At 41.9% G+C, this 16,820-nt stretch carries 21 protein-coding genes and 1 tRNA gene; all 22 read right to left on the bottom strand.

Going from position 1 to position 16,820, the window contains the following annotated elements; translation table 11 throughout:
• Positions 1–9: 9 nt before the first annotated feature.
• Positions 10–1,026 carry a DUF3846 domain-containing protein gene (locus RUMAL_RS20655; RefSeq protein ID WP_013498076.1) on the bottom strand — a complete coding sequence of 339 codons (1,017 nt, stop codon included), beginning with the start codon at positions 1,024–1,026 and terminating at the stop codon, positions 10–12.
• Positions 1,010–1,297 carry a hypothetical protein gene (locus RUMAL_RS07085; protein WP_013498075.1) on the bottom strand — a complete coding sequence of 96 codons (288 nt, stop codon included), beginning with the start codon at positions 1,295–1,297 and terminating at the stop codon, positions 1,010–1,012. The genes RUMAL_RS20655 and RUMAL_RS07085 overlap by 17 nt, the downstream gene beginning before the upstream one ends.
• On the bottom strand, positions 1,294–2,337 hold the full coding sequence (locus RUMAL_RS07080) for a DNA adenine methylase (protein WP_013498074.1): 1,044 nt from the start codon (positions 2,335–2,337) through the stop codon (positions 1,294–1,296). The genes RUMAL_RS07085 and RUMAL_RS07080 overlap by 4 nt, the downstream gene beginning before the upstream one ends.
• An 80-nt stretch (positions 2,338–2,417) precedes the next feature.
• Positions 2,418–2,564, bottom strand: coding sequence for a hypothetical protein (locus tag RUMAL_RS21725; RefSeq protein WP_013498073.1), 147 nt, complete (start codon positions 2,562–2,564; stop codon positions 2,418–2,420).
• Positions 2,561–3,148 carry a hypothetical protein gene (locus tag RUMAL_RS07075; protein ID WP_013498072.1) on the bottom strand — a complete coding sequence of 196 codons (588 nt, stop codon included), beginning with the start codon at positions 3,146–3,148 and terminating at the stop codon, positions 2,561–2,563. Before RUMAL_RS07075 ends, RUMAL_RS21725 begins: the two co-directional genes overlap by 4 nt.
• Positions 3,145–4,041: an LPD28 domain-containing protein gene (locus tag RUMAL_RS07070; protein WP_013498071.1), complete on the bottom strand. Its 897-nt coding sequence runs from the start codon at positions 4,039–4,041 to the stop codon at positions 3,145–3,147. The genes RUMAL_RS07075 and RUMAL_RS07070 overlap by 4 nt, the downstream gene beginning before the upstream one ends.
• Positions 4,034–4,804, bottom strand: coding sequence for a BRO family protein (locus tag RUMAL_RS22395; RefSeq protein WP_013498070.1), 771 nt, complete (start codon positions 4,802–4,804; stop codon positions 4,034–4,036). Before RUMAL_RS22395 ends, RUMAL_RS07070 begins: the two co-directional genes overlap by 8 nt.
• Complete coding sequence (locus RUMAL_RS07060; RefSeq protein WP_013498069.1) at positions 4,797–6,074, bottom strand: DNA cytosine methyltransferase; 1,278 nt, start codon at positions 6,072–6,074, stop codon at positions 4,797–4,799. The genes RUMAL_RS22395 and RUMAL_RS07060 overlap by 8 nt, the downstream gene beginning before the upstream one ends.
• Positions 6,075–6,266: 192 nt before the next feature.
• On the bottom strand, positions 6,267–6,881 hold the full coding sequence (locus tag RUMAL_RS07055) for a hypothetical protein (RefSeq protein WP_013498068.1): 615 nt from the start codon (positions 6,879–6,881) through the stop codon (positions 6,267–6,269).
• Between the two features lie 89 nt (positions 6,882–6,970).
• Positions 6,971–8,332 (bottom strand): helix-hairpin-helix domain-containing protein, encoded by a 1,362-nt coding sequence (locus RUMAL_RS07050; RefSeq protein WP_013498067.1) that lies wholly within the window; start codon positions 8,330–8,332, stop codon positions 6,971–6,973.
• A gap of 49 nt (positions 8,333–8,381) precedes the next feature.
• A complete protein-coding gene (locus RUMAL_RS07045; RefSeq protein ID WP_013498066.1) occupies positions 8,382–9,746 on the bottom strand; it encodes a hypothetical protein in 1,365 nt (454 codons plus the stop codon).
• 469 nt (positions 9,747–10,215) lie between these two features.
• Positions 10,216–10,461 (bottom strand): DUF4314 domain-containing protein, encoded by a 246-nt coding sequence (locus tag RUMAL_RS07040; protein WP_242837730.1) that lies wholly within the window; start codon positions 10,459–10,461, stop codon positions 10,216–10,218.
• A gap of 22 nt (positions 10,462–10,483) precedes the next feature.
• Entirely contained in the window at positions 10,484–10,921 is a 438-nt protein-coding gene (locus RUMAL_RS07035; protein ID WP_013498064.1) for a toxin-antitoxin system HicB family antitoxin, read from the bottom strand.
• Positions 10,911–11,051: a hypothetical protein gene (locus RUMAL_RS07030; protein WP_013498063.1), complete on the bottom strand. Its 141-nt coding sequence runs from the start codon at positions 11,049–11,051 to the stop codon at positions 10,911–10,913. The genes RUMAL_RS07035 and RUMAL_RS07030 overlap by 11 nt, the downstream gene beginning before the upstream one ends.
• A 2-nt stretch (positions 11,052–11,053) precedes the next feature.
• Positions 11,054–11,950: a DUF4313 domain-containing protein gene (locus RUMAL_RS20645; protein WP_013498062.1), complete on the bottom strand. Its 897-nt coding sequence runs from the start codon at positions 11,948–11,950 to the stop codon at positions 11,054–11,056.
• Positions 11,951–12,004: 54 nt separating this feature from the next.
• Positions 12,005–12,844, bottom strand: coding sequence for a DUF6329 domain-containing protein (locus RUMAL_RS20640; protein ID WP_013498061.1), 840 nt, complete (start codon positions 12,842–12,844; stop codon positions 12,005–12,007).
• Complete coding sequence (locus RUMAL_RS07015) at positions 12,841–13,122, bottom strand: hypothetical protein (RefSeq protein WP_013498060.1); 282 nt, start codon at positions 13,120–13,122, stop codon at positions 12,841–12,843. The genes RUMAL_RS20640 and RUMAL_RS07015 overlap by 4 nt, the downstream gene beginning before the upstream one ends.
• A 10-nt stretch (positions 13,123–13,132) precedes the next feature.
• Entirely contained in the window at positions 13,133–13,699 is a 567-nt protein-coding gene (locus tag RUMAL_RS07010) for a gamma-glutamylcyclotransferase family protein (protein WP_013498059.1), read from the bottom strand.
• 10 nt (positions 13,700–13,709) lie between these two features.
• Positions 13,710–14,801, bottom strand: a complete 1,092-nt coding sequence (locus RUMAL_RS07005) for an amidoligase family protein (RefSeq protein ID WP_013498058.1) — start codon at positions 14,799–14,801, stop codon at positions 13,710–13,712.
• Positions 14,802–15,110: 309 nt separating this feature from the next.
• Positions 15,111–15,203 (bottom strand) — tRNA-Ser (locus tag RUMAL_RS07000).
• Positions 15,204–15,450: 247 nt separating this feature from the next.
• Positions 15,451–16,209 (bottom strand): tRNA threonylcarbamoyladenosine dehydratase, encoded by a 759-nt coding sequence (locus RUMAL_RS06995; RefSeq protein ID WP_013498057.1) that lies wholly within the window; start codon positions 16,207–16,209, stop codon positions 15,451–15,453.
• Position 16,210: 1 nt separating this feature from the next.
• Positions 16,211–16,804 carry an HD domain-containing protein gene (locus tag RUMAL_RS06990; protein WP_013498056.1) on the bottom strand — a complete coding sequence of 198 codons (594 nt, stop codon included), beginning with the start codon at positions 16,802–16,804 and terminating at the stop codon, positions 16,211–16,213.
• Positions 16,805–16,820: the final 16 nt, after the last annotated feature.

The raw sequence follows: 16,820 nt of genomic DNA, 5'->3' as shown, positions 1-16,820 counted from the left end.
TCATTCCTTTCAATCCATATTCTGCGTTAAGCACTCCGATTCATTTTCTGCCATATCTTCTGCTTTGACCAGACATATGACAGACTGCGGGAACATCTCTTTATACCTTTCGATCTGCTCGTCTGTTAGTGAACAGGAGTCATACTCACCATACTCGTTCACACTGTCACCCGAAATATAACATGTACCGTGAACAAGTACTTCCCCTATCTTACGATTTGGGGCGGATCCGTTCAGCAGGAACTCATCATTGCACCAGCAGAGTGCATCACCCTTCGGTTCAAAATACACAGGCTCTATACAGCCTCCTACCACACTCTGCATTGCATGGATCTCTCGTCTGATCTCGGCTGTATAGGGCTGTCTGTCATTTTCGAGCACAAGTATCTTCATCATTTTTTTGTGGTCTGTCTTTTCGATATCGAAATCCTCTGTCTTTTTGAATCCGAAGCTGTCAACAAAATAGAACCCCTTTTCCTTACCCTCGCATACCTGGATAACGTCACTGACCGAAAGAGAACGTCCAAAATATCCGGGCGGCTGATCTGTATTGCCGATTGTGAACACTTCTTCCAGACTGTCTGCAAGTACTTCACCGCCATAGACCTGCATATATTTCTCTGCCTGTATATCTCCATGTGACATAGTATGATCATGGTTCATAAAAAGGTTGTCACTGCCGTTTTTCAGCTGAAAAACACGGATCTTCATCTTTGGCTTTTCAAGTATCTCAAGCCTTCTGGTTGCCCATGACGGAAGCTGATTTTTGTCAGCAACACCTACAAAATCACTGCGGTAAAGCTGTTCTTTCATCCCGTCGGCAAGGAAATGTCCGAACACTTTCTTTTCTCCGTTTATCGGATTACAGCCAAATCCGCTTGTGGCATAAAAATACTGGACTACTGGGTTACGGTACTGCTCCTTTAGCTTTTCGGGCTTGATAATAAGGAGCTTGTCCTCATAGTCCTGTGGTTCGCTATGCTGTTCACAGTGCTTTTCACCAAGCATTTCATTTATCGTATTCATCTGCATAAACCTCCATGCAATAGTCAAACAGCGGGCAATCATCGCAGTTATCCTGTGCCTGACAAGTCCTGTCTATCTCTTCTTCGGATATCCCGCAGTCGGCAGTTCTGTCTTTCTTATGTTCTTCCGGCTCTTTTACGACTGCAAGTATTATATCGTCATCATTCTTTTCAAGGCTGATGCAGACAGGAGTGCCCTGTGCATCATAAAGTCCCGAAAAAGAAAACTTTCCATTTACTGATATTACTGTTCCTGTAATGATCTTATTCATAAAACAATTCTCCCTTCATTGTCAATAGGTTCGTAGTCATTGAAAAATGTTGTTTGCACCCCGTTATTATATAGGCTGAAAATGTCATAGTTTGCTATGAGGAATTCATTGTACAGCGCACCCGGTTCGTTATGCAGGATCATACTGTTGGGTCTTGCTACACGCATCTTAAACCACTTGTCCTCGCAGTACAGCTCATCTATAAAGTGGCAGTCATTGTAGGACAGCAGCACCTTGCTTTCACAGTTCAGAAGCGTGTCATGAAGCTGTTTGTGCTTATCATCTCCAAACAGCGGAACACCGTTATACAGGTCTTCCGCCATATAGTAAGGCGGGTCACAGTAGAAAAACGTTCCCGGTGCATCGTGAAATCTTATAAGGTCGATGCAGTCCTTATGTTCGATGATGACGTTTTGAAGCATACGAAAAGCACCGTTGAGAAGATTTATTACCGACTCATAATTAACAGGCTTTATAGCCCAGCTAGTCCCAGTTGCTGAATAGCTGCATTTCATAAGTATATAGAAATTTACAGCGTCCCAAAGCTTAGGGTCTTTTGTACGGTCATCGTACTCTTTTATTATTTCGCCTGCAAGCCACAGTTTATGGAGCTTTTCATCATGGGTCTGTGCTGAATTGATGATCTTCTTTATCTGTTCATAGAAGTCTTCAAAATCTTCACCATGATAAAACACCTTTGATGATATTATAAACTGATCTCTTGCATTCAAAAAATACTCTTTGACAAGATCCTCTCTTAAACTGCCATCTGCATTGTATACACCTGTCAGCCTGCTGATCAGTTCATCAGCTCTTGATTTCAGTGTTCTCATGAAATTAACGAGATGCTGGTTGAAGTCATTATATATCTGTATAGGTGCTATCTTTCCCGAAAAGGTCAGCGCACCTCCGCCGCCGAACGCCTCAACATACTTCTTCGGATAGTCGGGCATTATTCTCCTTATTACCGGGATAAGAACCGATTTCCCGCCTATCCACGGAATGGGAGGGTCACAGCCGCCGTAATGCTGATTACTCATTTTTTCCTTTCCGTCATCATTGCCGATGACGAAAAAGAGAAAAGCCGCTTTGCCGCCATCGGCAAAACGACTATGTTTTTTTATCTGCTTATATTATTCTTTTCTTCTCTGCGCTCACGATTCAGTCTTGCGATCTCCTTACTTGCATCATACCAAGCAGTTGAAAATCCACCAATAAGCAGTCCGATTATACCACCGATGATCATTCCAACAAACAACATTGTCATTCTGACATTCCTCCTTCGATATCTATTGTCTCTTCTTCCATTTCATCCTCCGAGCATATATCCACATACTCTCCGATAATACTCAGCGCTTCATTATAGCTGCCCGAGTTTGTAACACGTTCAGACATCTCCTTTGCTTCATTACTCATTCCATTTCTTCTGAGAGTTCTTGCTTCGATCCCTATAAGATTGAAAATATTTCCGTCAGCACCAATAAGCGGACATCTTGGTTTGGGGCTTTCCTGACTGTGTTCCTCGGTCACGAATCCGCCTAGTCGGTTCGGGACATAGTCGGAAAGCCAGGTGCCGCCGAACTGAGCGTGAGTCTGCAAGCGCCACATAGCAAGCTTACCGATGTCAATATCTACGCCCTTAAAAGGAAACAGTATACAGGTACAGCTGTCATGCTGAAAGACAGAGATATCCTCAAATCTGCTGCCTTTCTGAAGTATTCCTTGATCTGTCAGCATATCATTTATCCCGTTAAGCCATTCCTTCAGCTCACCGCCGCAGCCCTGCAGGATAAGTCCCTCATCCTCTGACATTGTACGCAGCTTTTCAGCTTCTATAATTTCAATACTCATTGTTTCAACTCCATTCCAATGTTTTCATCTTCCGACTGTTTCGGTTTATATTCCCTGAATTCATACAGTGACATAGTCTCACCGATGAAATTGGGTGAAGTATCTTCTGTAAAGGTGATACGACCTTGTTTGCCAAAATCTACAGGATCTTTTGTTACCACAGAACCTGCATGGTTTACAGAAACACGCTTTTCTATAGCACAGATATCTCCATCATCACCGTGTCTCAGATGATAGCAGCACATTCCTTTAGGGATATCTGCGTCTGTTATCCTCTCATTTGTGAACAGTGCGGGCTTGCCAAACAGTTCAATAAGCTCGTATCCATCGTCATATTCGATGTTGATATATCCTGTTTCCGAGGCGTTCAGATAAAGACAACAGTCTTCCTCAAGCTGAATTTCCATAACTTTTGCGGCGAACTCTATGCTTTCTTTTCCGTAATCCGGATAGTATTCCTCTATCCTCTCGCCGTTATAATAGGTACGGCGCCCGCAGTTCACACCTATGTCCTCATCAGCCCACTTATGTTCGATCTTCACGCATGGAAACATTTCGGACAGCTTTTGGATAACAGGGTGTGGTGCTGACCAGGCAGAAAGAAAGCGAAGACTATCTTTATTGCATGAATAGTCTTCGCCTTCATAGTAACCGTATGCATTCCATTTTGTACCCCAGTTTGCCAAACTCCAGTCGTACCAGTTGTTTTTACCATAGAGTTTTTCTTCGGCTTCTCCTATACTTCCTCTGTAGATGTTATCCGGCATGGATATGACTTTTTCAAAATCTATCGTTCCCAATCCGAATTCATCGTTTTTGATTTCTTCCATGAGTTTGTGAACATCTGCATCTTCTCCGCTAAGCTTTATTCGGTTAGTAATATGATTAGGCATCAAGCACCTCCGTTTCATTTTCTCTTATCAGCCTTCCAAGAACATACTGCTGTCCCTTGCCTGTAAGGTATGTCTGACGATAGATCTTCAGCTCGCCGCCCCTGTTGAACACGCTTTCTTTTACTCTGAAATAACCGCGTTCTATATACTCCTGATAAGGCAGATTTCCGTCCATCAGGATACCCTTTGACCTCAGCCACCTGAACAGCCTTGTGCGTCCTATGCGTATACCGTGATCCGCACATATCTTTGCCATTTCGTTCATGTCGATGAGGTCTGCTGTTTCGGACACATGGTCTGCAAATCTGACCTTAGGTTCATCACGGCGAATACGTTCATTCAGCTGACCGATATACTCAAACTGTATCTTGAACAGCTCCTTTGTCGGTTCATCAGCAAAGGGCAGATAAGTGTTTACGAATTTATCTGCATCATTGACATAACCGCCTGTTTTACGAATCGTTGGGAGGATCTCAGATGTGACCCAACGCTTGATCTTTTTAGCACTCGGAAGTTTGCTTGAAAGCACAAGGCAGTAAAAACCACTTTCGTTTATTACTATTGTCCTCTGCCTTCCACCGGGGGTGACCGATTCGTTCACCCCTTTGTCCTCATCGTCAACATGGTCTCTTATCGCTTTATGAGGATTGCTGTAACCAAGCATTAATGCTATATCCTTGCCCACCAGCCACGGCTCGCCGTTAATGCTGACTGTCCTCACCGAGCCGAAGTCTTCATTTACAAAAGTCATTATATCATTCATTTCGATTTACCTCCTTATCGATTTCTAAAATAAATAAAGCCAGCGCTGCGATGACATTAACTGTCACCGCATTGCCGGCTTGTTTGTATAATTGTGCATTTGAGATGCCTGCCGCCTTGACCTTACTGAACTGCTCGTCTGTAAAACCCTGCAGTCTCCAGCATTCAAGAGGCATAAGTTTACGGATAAGACCGTTGTACATCACACCGTTTCTGTCTGTCACAGTTATTGTGAACATGGGGTCATCGGGATCCTTGAATCGTCTGCCCTGCTGTCTTACTTTTTCTTTCATCGGTGTCAGCACAGGGATCGGCTTTTCCAGAAGCAGAGCTGCTGATTTCTCACCCTTATGGGTACTCATTCCATTATTCTGTCTTGCGGTTATGCACCTCGCAAGTTCGGTAATTGCAGGTTCGGGGTTGAGGTCAATGCATTTCACAGAGTAGAATCCCTGAGTTGCAGATGGTGTGACAGTATGTGCTATATCGTGACCGACACGTCCTCTGCGGCTGTTCATATCTGCATAAGCAAGGTCGATGCTGTCTCCCGGCACAGCTATCTGATAACCTGTCTTTGTAAGGGACTTTATCGGCAGGCCAAGTATTTCATAGAGACCGGATCTTCCGCCGAAACCGCCTGCATTGCCTGTAAGCGTTATGCTTAGTCCTTCGGGAGAATAGACTCTGCATCCTTCTCGTCCGGGTATGCGTTTGATAAGAGTTTTTGGGTTTGCGTCTGTGAAAGACAATACTCTGCCGGAACATTCACCTCTAAGAAATCCGATAATGAACACTCTTTTTCTGGCTTGGGGGACACCGAAATCTGCGCTGTTAAGCACCTGCCATGCGACATCGTACCCCAGTTCATCCAGCGTCTGGAGTATGATCTCAAACGTCCTGCCTTGGTCATGTGACAGTAAGCCGGGGACATTCTCCATGAGCAGATAACGAGGTCTTTTAACGGCAGCGATTCTGGCAATTTCAAAGAATAGAGTTCCTCGGACGTCGTCAAATCCTCGCCGCTTTCCAGCGATTGAAAAGCTCTGGCAAGGGAATCCTCCACAAATAAGGTCGATATCCGGCAGTTCTTCTGGGTCGATTTTTCTGGCATCATCAAAATACAGCTCCTTCCGCGTGTCGTATAAGGCTTCATAAGCCTGTTTTGCAAACTTATCGCATTCGCAGTAACCGACACACTCAAAGCCCCCTACTTTCTCAAGGCCTGAGCGGAAACCGCCGATTCCTGCGAATATATCGAAGAATTTTATCAAGTATGGTTTTCTCCTTCCGTGGTATTACTGGATTTTTTCTGTGGAGATATTCGTTGGTCAATTTAAACACCTCTTTCTATTTATATGTATTAGCCGATTGCCTATAAGTATTTTATTGTTTTTTCAAGTCATGACTTGGCTTGATATGATCGGCTGTTCTGGACAGATACGTTTAAAACGGCATATGTGTGTTTATGACATATTTTTTTCATCAAAAAAACTCCCGACAATTAGGTAATTTACTTTTGCTATACCGTCAAAACTATTTACACCATCTGTACCAATATAGGAAAATGATTCTGAACCTGAGATTTCTGCAAGAGCTGCATATTCATCAGAAAGGGTATTACAGAATGTCTGGAATTCTTTAAAATAGTGAGTGTTGCATCTGCGATCGTAAACACGCAGATAAACACCAAGATTATATATAAGCAGATTAACTTCCGAATCACCGCAAGCAATCATTTCTCTTATGTCAGTTGTTAATGGTGTAATATCAAGTTTGTCACCATTTACCATTTTCTGCCTGTACCTGTTAAATTCTGTTTGACAGCTAAGAATACAATAATAGATGTTTTCGATTCGGTTGCATATCTGTTTAAGAATTGCTGCAGGCGCGTTTGGATTTTCGCCGTCAACATCAACGAATGTTCTTCCCATAAACTGCTCGACCATGTGAAGGTCTCTTGCATCGATATTTCCGCCTCTGCTGTTTGGATCAATATTTTCTGAACCAGTGATCTTATAAAGGTACTGTTTGAGATAATAGCGCTTTACAGCAATATCATCAGCAAAAAGGAAATCCATATAGATCTGAGCTGTTTCACCTGATTCATCTCCATTAATCGCGTCTTCAAAAGAAAGAACACTTCCGCTTGTAGCAACGCCGTTATATTTCAGTAAATAATCTTGTATTTCCTGAGTAATTCAAGGTTATGCTCTTTTCTCCTTTCAAGTTCTTCCATTGTCTGCTTATGTATTTCTTCATCTTCAAGAAAAGTTTTCACTCTTTGACGAGATTCATTATATCGTTGTTCATATTCTAAACGATCTTGTGTTATTTTTTCCTGTGAAAAATTGTATCTTTTATTTGATTCATCAATCTTTTTCAATGCAGTAGAGTACCGTTTTTCAAGATCAGACAACGGATCATCTAAAATATACTTGATCACAGTATCACTATATGGCGCAGCAAGAGATTCATTTATTGGCAATGAAATAACCGTAATATGATTTTTAAACATACATTCATTATAATCTGCTACATCTTTGAGCGTTTTAACATTATCAAGAACAGGGAGTATCCATGTCATAGTTGCATTAAATGAATTCTGAACGGCGTCTGATAAAGGCATAAGATCATTATAATAGTCAAAACCGCCCTTATCAAATGGTTCGTCAGCTATATGCCACTCATGATAGAAATCCCATAGATCTTTATACCATGTTTCGTTTTGTCGGAATGTACGGTCAATACAAAGATCTTTGCGGTAAACAGTGGCGATCGCACCAAAGGGTACCAGCTGATTTTTCATATCATGGATACCTACAATATGTATGATCTCATCGTTGATAACACGAACGTATAACGGCATACGAACTTTTGGCTTTTTAAATCCTAATGGTTCAAGTGCCTCACCGTAGATCTGAGTAAACAAAGTGTTTAACGTCGGCTTTTTTTCTTCAGCCTTTTTAAAACTGAGTCTTAATATACTTTCGTCATTTCTTATGCCGAGTTCATCACTATCAGCTAGCATATCCACGCCGAAAAGCGATGATATCATGCTAAGTCTTTCATCAGCCATGAGATCACTTTCACCGATTAACTCAATGAGTTTTTCGATATCTGCTTTGTTATTCAGCAGCGGTTCCCAGCATTCGGGCTTTATTTCATTATTTCCCATGCCGTAGATCTCACCATCGCCCACAACGATCCTGTCTGAACTCTCTCCTGTTTTGTCAAAGAGTTCAAGTACTGCGATATCGCTGTCTGTTACTTCCTCGGTAATACACGGAAGTTTCATGCTTTTTGAAACAGCCTTGGCATCATTAAAAAGCGCTCTTGATTCATCACTGCTGTCCATATCAGCAAGAGTTGACCACTGCTGATCAACAGATAACGCAATGATATAAGTTTTCACGGCTTCATCGTCATCACATGGCACAAAGCCTTTCTTTTTCATATATGCATTGATACCTTTGACAAATTTTTCTTTGTCACCTATCTTAAAATGCACTGTATTTGAAAAGTTTCCCATATATTTCTCCTGTAATGCTTGTATAATTTTATTTGTCAACGATTTTTCATTAAATAATCTTGTATTTTCTGAGCAATTCAAGGTTATGTTCTTTTCGCCTTTCAAGTTCTTCCATTGTCTGCTTGTGTATTTCTTCATCTTCAAGAAATGTCTGAACCCTTTCGCGAGCTTCATTATACCACTGTTCATATTCTAAACGACTTTTTAATACGTCTTCCTGTGGACGCGGGAAACGAATATTTGCTTCATCGCTTCGTTTCAATAAAACCGAGTATCGCTTTTCAAGGTCATTAATTAGATCATCTAAAAGGAACCTAATCGCTGCGTCACTATATGACGCGCCAGGAAATTTATTTAGTGGTAATGCAGATATGGAAAGATAGTCTTTAAAAATAAGATCATCATAATCTGCTACATCTTTAAGCGTTTTAACATTATCCAGAACAGGAAGTATCCATGTAATAGTTGCATTCAATGAAGCCTTAACTGCGTCTGATAAAGGCATATAATCAATAATATCGGTGTAGTGAAAACAGCTTTCTTCAAATGGCTTGTCCGATATATGCCAATTAAGATAAAATTCCTTTAAACGTTTATACCATCTTTCGTTTTGCCGGAATGTACGGTCAATACAAAGATCTTCACGGTAAACAGTGGCGATCGCTCCAAAAGGCACCAGATGTGATTTCATATCATGGATACCGACAATATGTATGATCTCATCTTTGATAACACGAACGTATAGAGGCATACGAACTTTAGGCTTTTTGAAGCCCAGCGGTTCAAGTGCCTCACCGTAGATCTGCGTAAACAAAGTGTTTAACGTCGGCTTTTTTTCTTCAGCCTTTTTAAAACTGAGTCTTAATATACTTTCGTCATTTCTTATGCCGAGTTCATCACTATCAGCAAGCATATCCACGCCAAATAGCAATGATATTTTGCTAAGTCTTTCATCAGCCAAAAGATCACTTTCACCGGTCAACTCAATGAGTTTTTCGATATCTGCTTTGTTATTCAGCAATGGTTTCCAGCATTCGGGCTTTATTTCATTATTTCCCATGCCGTAGATCTCACCATCGCCCACAACGATCCTATCTGCGCTCTCTCCTGTTTTGTCAAAGAGTTCAAGTACCGCGATATCGCTGTCGGTTATAACCTCGGTAATACACGGAAGTTTCATGCTTTTTGAAACAGCCTTGGCATCATTAAAAAGCGCTCTTGATTCATCACTGCTGTCCATATCAGCAAGAGTTGCCCACTGCTGATCAACAGATAACGCAATGATATAAGTTTTCACGGCTTCATCGTCATCACATGGCACGAAGCCTTTCTTTTTCATATATGCGTTGATACCTTTGAAAAATTTTTCTTTGTCCTTGATTTTAAAATGCACAGTATGAAAAAAGTTTCCCATAAAAAATTCCTCCTATAATATTTGCAGACAAAGTGTCATGCTCGATTAGTATATCATAATTGTTATATCTTTGTCAATGTTTATTAATTATGGTATAATTGGGCTATATCATTCTATTTTAGTAAAAAATTTTTATATAATAATCTCTCTGTAATTATATAAAAGTTTTTTACGTTTAGTGGCGAAATAACATTCTTTGAAATACGTATAGTTTGTGCAGTATTAGATTGTAAATGCCGTAATAGGTCATCGGCGAACTTACAAGTGAGTCCGCCGATGCAGCTATATCCATACATCAAGCCTACAATCATTGTTAATGTCAATAACCGTTGCAATTAAGATAGACAACACAATCTTCGTGCATTTTACATTCTTAATATAAAATTTCACCCTATTACGGATCGTAATTTATGTTATTATAAATAGTAACTAATCAAGCTTTTTGAAAACACTTATATAATTTCAAGTTCTACATAGACAAATCAATCCCTTCATTTTCTTTCAAAGACTCATCCTCATTTTGCTCAACAACATGAAATCTGTCAACTCCCGGAATAATAGACAGCGACCTACCATTATCCCATTTCATAATCAGTTGCCCTGCATCATCAACTCCCATAACAGTTCCACAAGTCCCGCGAGGTATAGGATTAGGATCATCAGGCATCTCGTCACAGCATACTCTCGTTCCTACGGGATATCTATTTCTTATCATCTCGGTTTTGCTTCGCATTTTATCACCCCATATCCATGCTCAGATCATCATACTCTTCGAGGTCTTCATCTTCATTGTCTGGATAACCCTCAGTTTCTTCAACCTCATATTCTTCGTCAAGCTCCTCATCTTCAGCTTCATCTGCCTCTTCGACAGCTGTCTGCTGCTGATCTCTATCAAGCTCTGCTTTTATCAAACCAAGAACAAATTCCTTCTGCGTCATATGATGCCTGTTGAGATAGTCCTTTATCTGATCAAACAGTTCCTCTGGAACCTGAAACGCCATAGTCCTCATATTACCCATATTTCTTGCCTCCTGTATCTTCGGGTGCAGCTCGTTATCCAGAGCCTGAGCTACAAAATCGTTCATTGTTATACCATGTTCTTCGATGTATGTCCTTACCTTGGCGTGAAGCTCAGCATCAACCTTTACGGTTATGCCTTTTTTCTCATTCGGCATTTTCTGCACCTCTTTCTAAAAAGTTTTTTATTTCAGTTTCGACTATATCATCAGCTGAAACACCTTGTTGTTCTGCGGCTTTCTTGATCATTTCAACGTACTTCTGTGGTATTGCTATTTCTTCCTTCATGATCAGCCTCCCATTGTCATTTCTTTAGTCATATCAGTCAATGCTCGATCATAGTTGTGAATATGCTCCATATATCCCTTAAGATCCATATCCGCAAGTAATTCTTCACTGAACTCAAACAGTGGATACTCGCAAAACCCGCTTTTGGCAGTAACAGGAACACCATTTTCCGTGACAGGTTCTACGCCTTTGATCGACTCAAGGAATTCAACCGCATTCGGCATATTGTTGGTATCTATTAAGGTCTGATTTGGCTCGATATGTCCGTGTTCCCGAACATTTACGCTCAGTGTGCCGAATTCTTCACCGTCCGATGTGAACAATGTTATCGCCATAATAGACGGATCCGATTCGTAGTCCGATATCTCAAAATACACCTGCGTTCCACTATAATTAAAAATTTTTCTTTTGTTCCATTCAGTGGCTTCCGTTTCTCCGTTATCCTGTTCATCCAGCATACCAAATGGAAACTGCTGCTGAAGCGGAACTAGTATCGTCAGCAGCTCGTTTCGGAAATCCATATCAGCAATTTGGTCAATGAAGATACCCATTGTACTCAGCACAAATTCTCCCGTGTCCTTTTTGTACATAGTGATATCGCCGTACAATCCGTTGTTGATGATGAACTCTGATATCTGCCTAACGTCTGTCAGTTTCGCAGGCTCATCATCGCAGCCGTATGCTACTATTGGCGGCTGATCAAGCTTGTAAAACGTCGATTCATCAGGATCTATTAGCACCACATTACCGCTTTCTGTTGAACAGTACAAACCATTATCGTCAATTCTGTCCACAATATATGTCTTTCCTACTATATCATCATTTGCCGCACGGTCTATCTTGATTTTGGTACCTGTCGGAAATGTTTTCCCCATGAATTGTTTCAGATCATTGTTCATTTCTTTATACTCCTCCACTTATCATAAAAATCTGTGTTATATCGATTTCTTCTTTCACGACTGACCTCCCATTCCAATTTCTTCCGATCGTGTAAAGCTGTCAAGATAGTCTTTTTCGGGCAAAAGCTGCCAGTCATCACCGCTGTTCCAGAAGCTGACATTTATTTCGCCTGCATCGGTCTTGAGATATTTCTGCTCTAAACTCTCACCCCAGCCATCACTCAGCTGTCCCGAACAGTATTTTATGAACCTTGCCATTGCATCTGCTGAAAGGTCTCCGATCACCTTTAACGTTATAACTCCTGTAAGTTCGCCGCCTATTACCTCCACTGAGCAATGTGCCGAAAAAACTTTGTTATCCAGCTCATCAACAATACTTTCGGGATGATACCAGTGCATCAATCCTCGCTCACGTTCTTCAGGAAGATCATTCTCCCGAATGCCGATATTGATATCATCGGCATACTTTGCCATCTCTGCGTTATCCGCAATGCAAAAATCACGGGGATAATTGCTGATATTAAGATAGATCTCCAGCGGACAGCACAATCTGATCTCATGGGCATGGTTCTTTGCAAACTGCTCCCATATCAGCTTTGCCTGCGGAATATACTGTGCATACCTCGCGTAATCATAACCCTCGCTTTCGACTATAAGTCCATCGCCATTCTCTTTATCGTATATCAAAAGACAATGGTGCTGTAAGCCATCGTAGTACATACAGTCAAGGTTGTCACGGATCTCCTTATGATCTTTCATCGGACTTTCCGTTATCTGCCTGAACCTGTAATTACTTACAGGCAGAGCCTTTTCAACGATGTATTCGTGCGTAGTGAAACTTTCAGCCTTTCTTTCAAGGCATGGAAGATTGATCGCTAACTTTTCCTCATTCATAATGCTGTACCTCCCATCGTCATATCCTGCTGATCGTTGTGAAAAGCCTTATCCTCACATGAAACCACGTCCTTAGCAAACTGTTCGGCTTCTTCTATGCTGTCGGTCAGTATCTCAAACCCAACAGCCGCTGAGAACTCATCGAATTTTTCTGTACGCTCTTCATCAGTGTACACCGAAAACAAAAACCCCCGACAGACCACATTATTTCCGTCGCTGTCGCTTCGGATAATGTGATCGTCGGGGGATATGTCGATATAAAATCCTTTGTATTTCATTTCTGCCTCCTTAAAGTTTGAAACTCATCTGTATATCATCATCAAGGCTGTTATCATCGTCAATGTCAAAGTCCTCGTATTCATCTTCATCAATAGCTTGTGAATACCTGACATTCATATTTGAAGCATAATCATATGCCCTTGATGCTGCTTCTACAAGGTAGCTTGTATCCATACCGTTCTCCTTATAGCCGTCCCATATTGTCTGCAAATACCCCTGTGTTGGTGGAGATATCTGCCCTCTGTTCATCAGGTACGCCATGCCCATGACCTGCTTTCCGTCAAGTTCAAGAGGTATATCTTCCTGTCTGTACAGATGGGGAAATCCCTCATAGCGATTGAGTGCAGGAATATCCCTTGGGTCAAGTTCCCACAGCAATACGGGAACTTCGGTATTTTGTTTCGGTACGATAGTTGCAACCCCTCGGAACTCCAGTTCCCAGCCTTTGACCATAGCAGTCCCTATGACCTTTGAATGAGGACATCTGAAACCCATCTGTGGCAGGTTGATGTTTGAACCGTAAGCGATGTACAGCATCGGTTTTTCTGAATGTTTGTATTCGTTTTTCTTTTTCATTTTCTCACCTCTACATATTCATTGTAACTGCAGATTCATCTTCCCCAAAACTGCCCGACAAATCGTCCACAGGGGCGGTTTGTTCCTCATCGTGTGTTTCCCCGAACTCGTCCGTGTATTGCGACACAGGGCGCACACGCTCGTTACGAGCGGCTTCTCGTTCTGCTTTCAGACGTTCTCTCTGTGCAATAGCATCTTCTGGGTGACGCCACGCTATATTCCCGGAAAGGTGCTTCAGAAGATGAGCCCGATAGTTCTTGAACTCATCACCGATAAATCCTAAATTCAGCAGAAAAACACGAAAGCTGTACCGCATATTGTCAGAATGCGATACAGCAGGGGAACAATATTTTTTTGTCACAGCCGCATTTGAGATAGCAAGCGCAAGTAATACCTGCGCCTTTACCTCTCCAGCATGGAGCGATGCATTGCAGGCTCTTATCTCGTAATGTCCGTGCTGAAAGAAGGAATGCAGATTCAAAGCATGGTACCTTGTCGGATTATAGTGGTTATAGCGGCTGTTTGAAGTCTCGGCATACCAAAGATCACTGATCTTATCCAGAGTCTTTGGCTTTTTTTGATTGAGCTGATACACAAACGTTCGGTTGATCTTTTTGCAGTAGTTTGATCTTGCGGATGATACCTGAAGAGCGTCCCACAAGAAATCCTCTTTGCTTGACCATAGGTTTACAAGGTTTCTTATCTGCTGCGGCGTGTAGTCCGATGCATCAATATGGATATGAGTACCGCAGTCATAATCTGGTCCTGTTATTGCTCCTGTTTTTCTCAGGGCTCGAATAACATTTTGCAGCAGATCAAAGTCCTCATATTCTAGTACGGGAGAGTTAAGCTCTACCTTGTAATAGTCACTGGCAAGATCTCCGTTTTTCTTTCGGGCATAAATGCTGCTATCGAAGACTATCTGCCATTTTCTTCCTTTGTCATCACCTACAGTGTATTTGTCGTAGGTGCCGCCCACATGATCTATATCACCTCCAAGAACTTTTTTTATTGCTTTAGCAGCTTCGCACCTTGTTATACCAGTCATCTCGATCTCGATTCCGAATTTTCTATTTTTTATCCCATCAAAATTTCCCGGCATTCTTTCACCTCCATTCTTTGATATGTAAAAATAAAAAAAGCCCGAATCCGGTGTTCTCACATTTCGTGAAAAGCACCAAATTCGGGCTGAAAAGTTTGTGAAACTTTTGATGTAAATTTGAGTTGTTTCCCTTCAAAAAATCTTCTATTCTTCTTGAAACGCTCCAAAAAAGAGTTCGAATCCTGTCCAAAGGCATTTTATACCAAAAATCATCTTCGGTTTTCATATATAAAATTTCTGTTTCAGGGCAACAAAAAAGCGCGTAAATACGCGCTTTTAAGTGAAATCATCTTTTTTGACTTCATAGGTTGGCGGAGAAGGAGGGATTCGAACCCTCGATGAGCTATTAACCCATACACGAGTTCCAGTCGTGCGCCATAAACCGGGCTAGGCGACTTCTCCATCGGTTTTTGTTCTCTGTGTTTCTCACAGCTTAATTATTATAGCATATTGTGTTCTGTTTGTCAAGGGTTTTTTCAAAAAAATTTTTGTTTTTTTGAAAAAAATATTTCAGGCACTTTCTATGCTTTGTTTTAAGCCCGAAAGCACCTTATCCGAAATACTTTTCTAGCTTCGTTTCATTCAAATACCCCTTTACGGATGATCCGTTAATTGAGATATATTTACTATGATTTACAGCGATAATATACTACTTCCCTCTGCAGATATCCTTTACTACCTCACCTGCGATTATAAGTCCCACAACAGAAGGCACAAATGCAGTACTTCCGGGTATATCCCTTCGCTCGGTACACTTGTGCTTTGCACCCGGCGGACATATACAGTGTGTTCGACATGATATTGACATATCCTCTATCGGACGTGTAGGCTTTTCTTCTGAATATACCACTTTCAGTTTTTTCACCTTGCGCTTTCGGCACTCGATACGCATGACCTTCGCAAGAGGGCACATTCGGGTATCATATATATCAGCAACCCTGAAGCCCGTAGGATCCAGCTTGTTGCCTGCACCCATACTGCATATTATTGGTATATCCATTCCCTTCGCCTTCATCACCAGCGCCAGCTTCGCGGTTACCGTATCCACTGCATCGACAATATAATCGTACTCCTCAAAGGGAAACTCATCCTCATTTTCAGGCAGGAAAAAGCATTTGTGTACACGCACATCTATATCGGGATTTATCTCCCTCATGCGCTCCTCCATTACCTCCGCCTTGTATTTTCCAACGGTCTTTCTTGTAGCTATTATCTGGCGGTTGAGATTAGTCAGGCACACCTTGTCATCATCTATAAGATCGAACTTACGAACTCCGCTTCGCACCAGCGCCTCGCATACATATCCGCCCACACCGCCTATACCGAACACAGCCACACGTGCCTGTGCCAACTTGTCCATACCATCTCTGCCCAGAAGCAGCTGTGTCCTTGAAAACTGGTCAAGCATATCAAAGCTCCTCCATCTTTCTGTTTATCTCGTCTTCTGTATCAGCCATCGCCTGAAGGGTCAAGATCAGCAGCTTGTCAAGCTCCCAGCCCAACTGGTCGGCACCGCGCTCGATCACATCCCTGGAACAGCCTGCAGCGAATCCCTTACTCTTATACTTCTTTTTCAACGACTTCAGCTCCATATCCTTGGTACTCCTAGAAGGGCGCATAAGAGCAGCCGCACCTATAAGGCCTGTCAGCTCATCAGCAGCAAACAGTACCTTTTCCATTTCATGTATAGGCTCTACTTCGATAGTAACACCACAGCCCACGGTTATGCCATATCCGTGTGAACATACTGCATGGATGATATCCTCGCTCACACCGCCTTCACGCAGAAGTTCGGGAGCTTTTATACAGTGTTCCTCAGGATATATCTCAAAGTCGATATCATGCAGAAGTCCCGTAATGCCCCAATATTCGGCTTCATCACCGTATCCCAGTTCATTTGCATACCACTTCATAACAGCCTCGACCGTCAGTGCGTGCTGCAAATGAAAATGATCCTTGTTGTATTTTTTCAGAAGTTCAAATGCTTCATTTCTTGTTATCATACTTTCCCCACCTTTA

The organism is Ruminococcus albus 7 = DSM 20455, assembly GCF_000179635.2.
GTDB classification, from domain to species: Bacteria; Bacillota; Clostridia; order Oscillospirales; family Ruminococcaceae; genus Hominimerdicola; species Hominimerdicola alba.
The sequence above is the reverse complement of the archived record's forward strand: the minus strand, read 5'-3'. Positions and strand labels throughout refer to the sequence as shown.

Coding starts and splice junctions, on each gene's coding strand:
- RUMAL_RS07075 (WP_013498072.1), bottom strand. CDS start 3,148: ATGAGTATTGAAATTATAGAAGCTGAAAAGCTGCGTACAATGTCAGAG.
- RUMAL_RS20640 (WP_013498061.1), bottom strand. CDS start 12,844: ATGAATGAGGAAAAGTTAGCGATCAATCTTCCATGCCTTGAAAGAAAG.
- RUMAL_RS07080 (WP_013498074.1), bottom strand. CDS start 2,337: ATGAGTAATCAGCATTACGGCGGCTGTGACCCTCCCATTCCGTGGATA.
- RUMAL_RS22395 (WP_013498070.1), bottom strand. CDS start 4,804: ATGAATGATATAATGACTTTTGTAAATGAAGACTTCGGCTCGGTGAGG.
- RUMAL_RS07050 (WP_013498067.1), bottom strand. CDS start 8,332: ATGGGAAACTTTTCAAATACAGTGCATTTTAAGATAGGTGACAAAGAA.
- RUMAL_RS06990 (WP_013498056.1), bottom strand. CDS start 16,804: ATGATAACAAGAAATGAAGCATTTGAACTTCTGAAAAAATACAACAAG.
- RUMAL_RS20645 (WP_013498062.1), bottom strand. CDS start 11,950: ATGAACAATGATCTGAAACAATTCATGGGGAAAACATTTCCGACAGGT.
- RUMAL_RS07070 (WP_013498071.1), bottom strand. CDS start 4,041: ATGCCTAATCATATTACTAACCGAATAAAGCTTAGCGGAGAAGATGCA.
- RUMAL_RS07030 (WP_013498063.1), bottom strand. CDS start 11,051: ATGAAGGAAGAAATAGCAATACCACAGAAGTACGTTGAAATGATCAAG.
- RUMAL_RS20655 (WP_013498076.1), bottom strand. CDS start 1,026: ATGAATACGATAAATGAAATGCTTGGTGAAAAGCACTGTGAACAGCAT.
- RUMAL_RS07040 (WP_242837730.1), bottom strand. CDS start 10,461: ATGATAAGAAATAGATATCCCGTAGGAACGAGAGTATGCTGTGACGAG.
- RUMAL_RS07035 (WP_013498064.1), bottom strand. CDS start 10,921: ATGCCGAATGAGAAAAAAGGCATAACCGTAAAGGTTGATGCTGAGCTT.
- RUMAL_RS07045 (WP_013498066.1), bottom strand. CDS start 9,746: ATGGGAAACTTTTTTCATACTGTGCATTTTAAAATCAAGGACAAAGAA.
- RUMAL_RS07005 (WP_013498058.1), bottom strand. CDS start 14,801: ATGCCGGGAAATTTTGATGGGATAAAAAATAGAAAATTCGGAATCGAG.
- RUMAL_RS06995 (WP_013498057.1), bottom strand. CDS start 16,209: ATGCTTGACCAGTTTTCAAGGACACAGCTGCTTCTGGGCAGAGATGGT.
- RUMAL_RS07010 (WP_013498059.1), bottom strand. CDS start 13,699: ATGAAAAAGAAAAACGAATACAAACATTCAGAAAAACCGATGCTGTAC.
- RUMAL_RS21725 (WP_013498073.1), bottom strand. CDS start 2,564: ATGACAATGTTGTTTGTTGGAATGATCATCGGTGGTATAATCGGACTG.
- RUMAL_RS07085 (WP_013498075.1), bottom strand. CDS start 1,297: ATGAATAAGATCATTACAGGAACAGTAATATCAGTAAATGGAAAGTTT.
- RUMAL_RS07055 (WP_013498068.1), bottom strand. CDS start 6,881: ATGGATTTCCTTTTTGCTGATGATATTGCTGTAAAGCGCTATTATCTC.
- RUMAL_RS07015 (WP_013498060.1), bottom strand. CDS start 13,122: ATGAAATACAAAGGATTTTATATCGACATATCCCCCGACGATCACATT.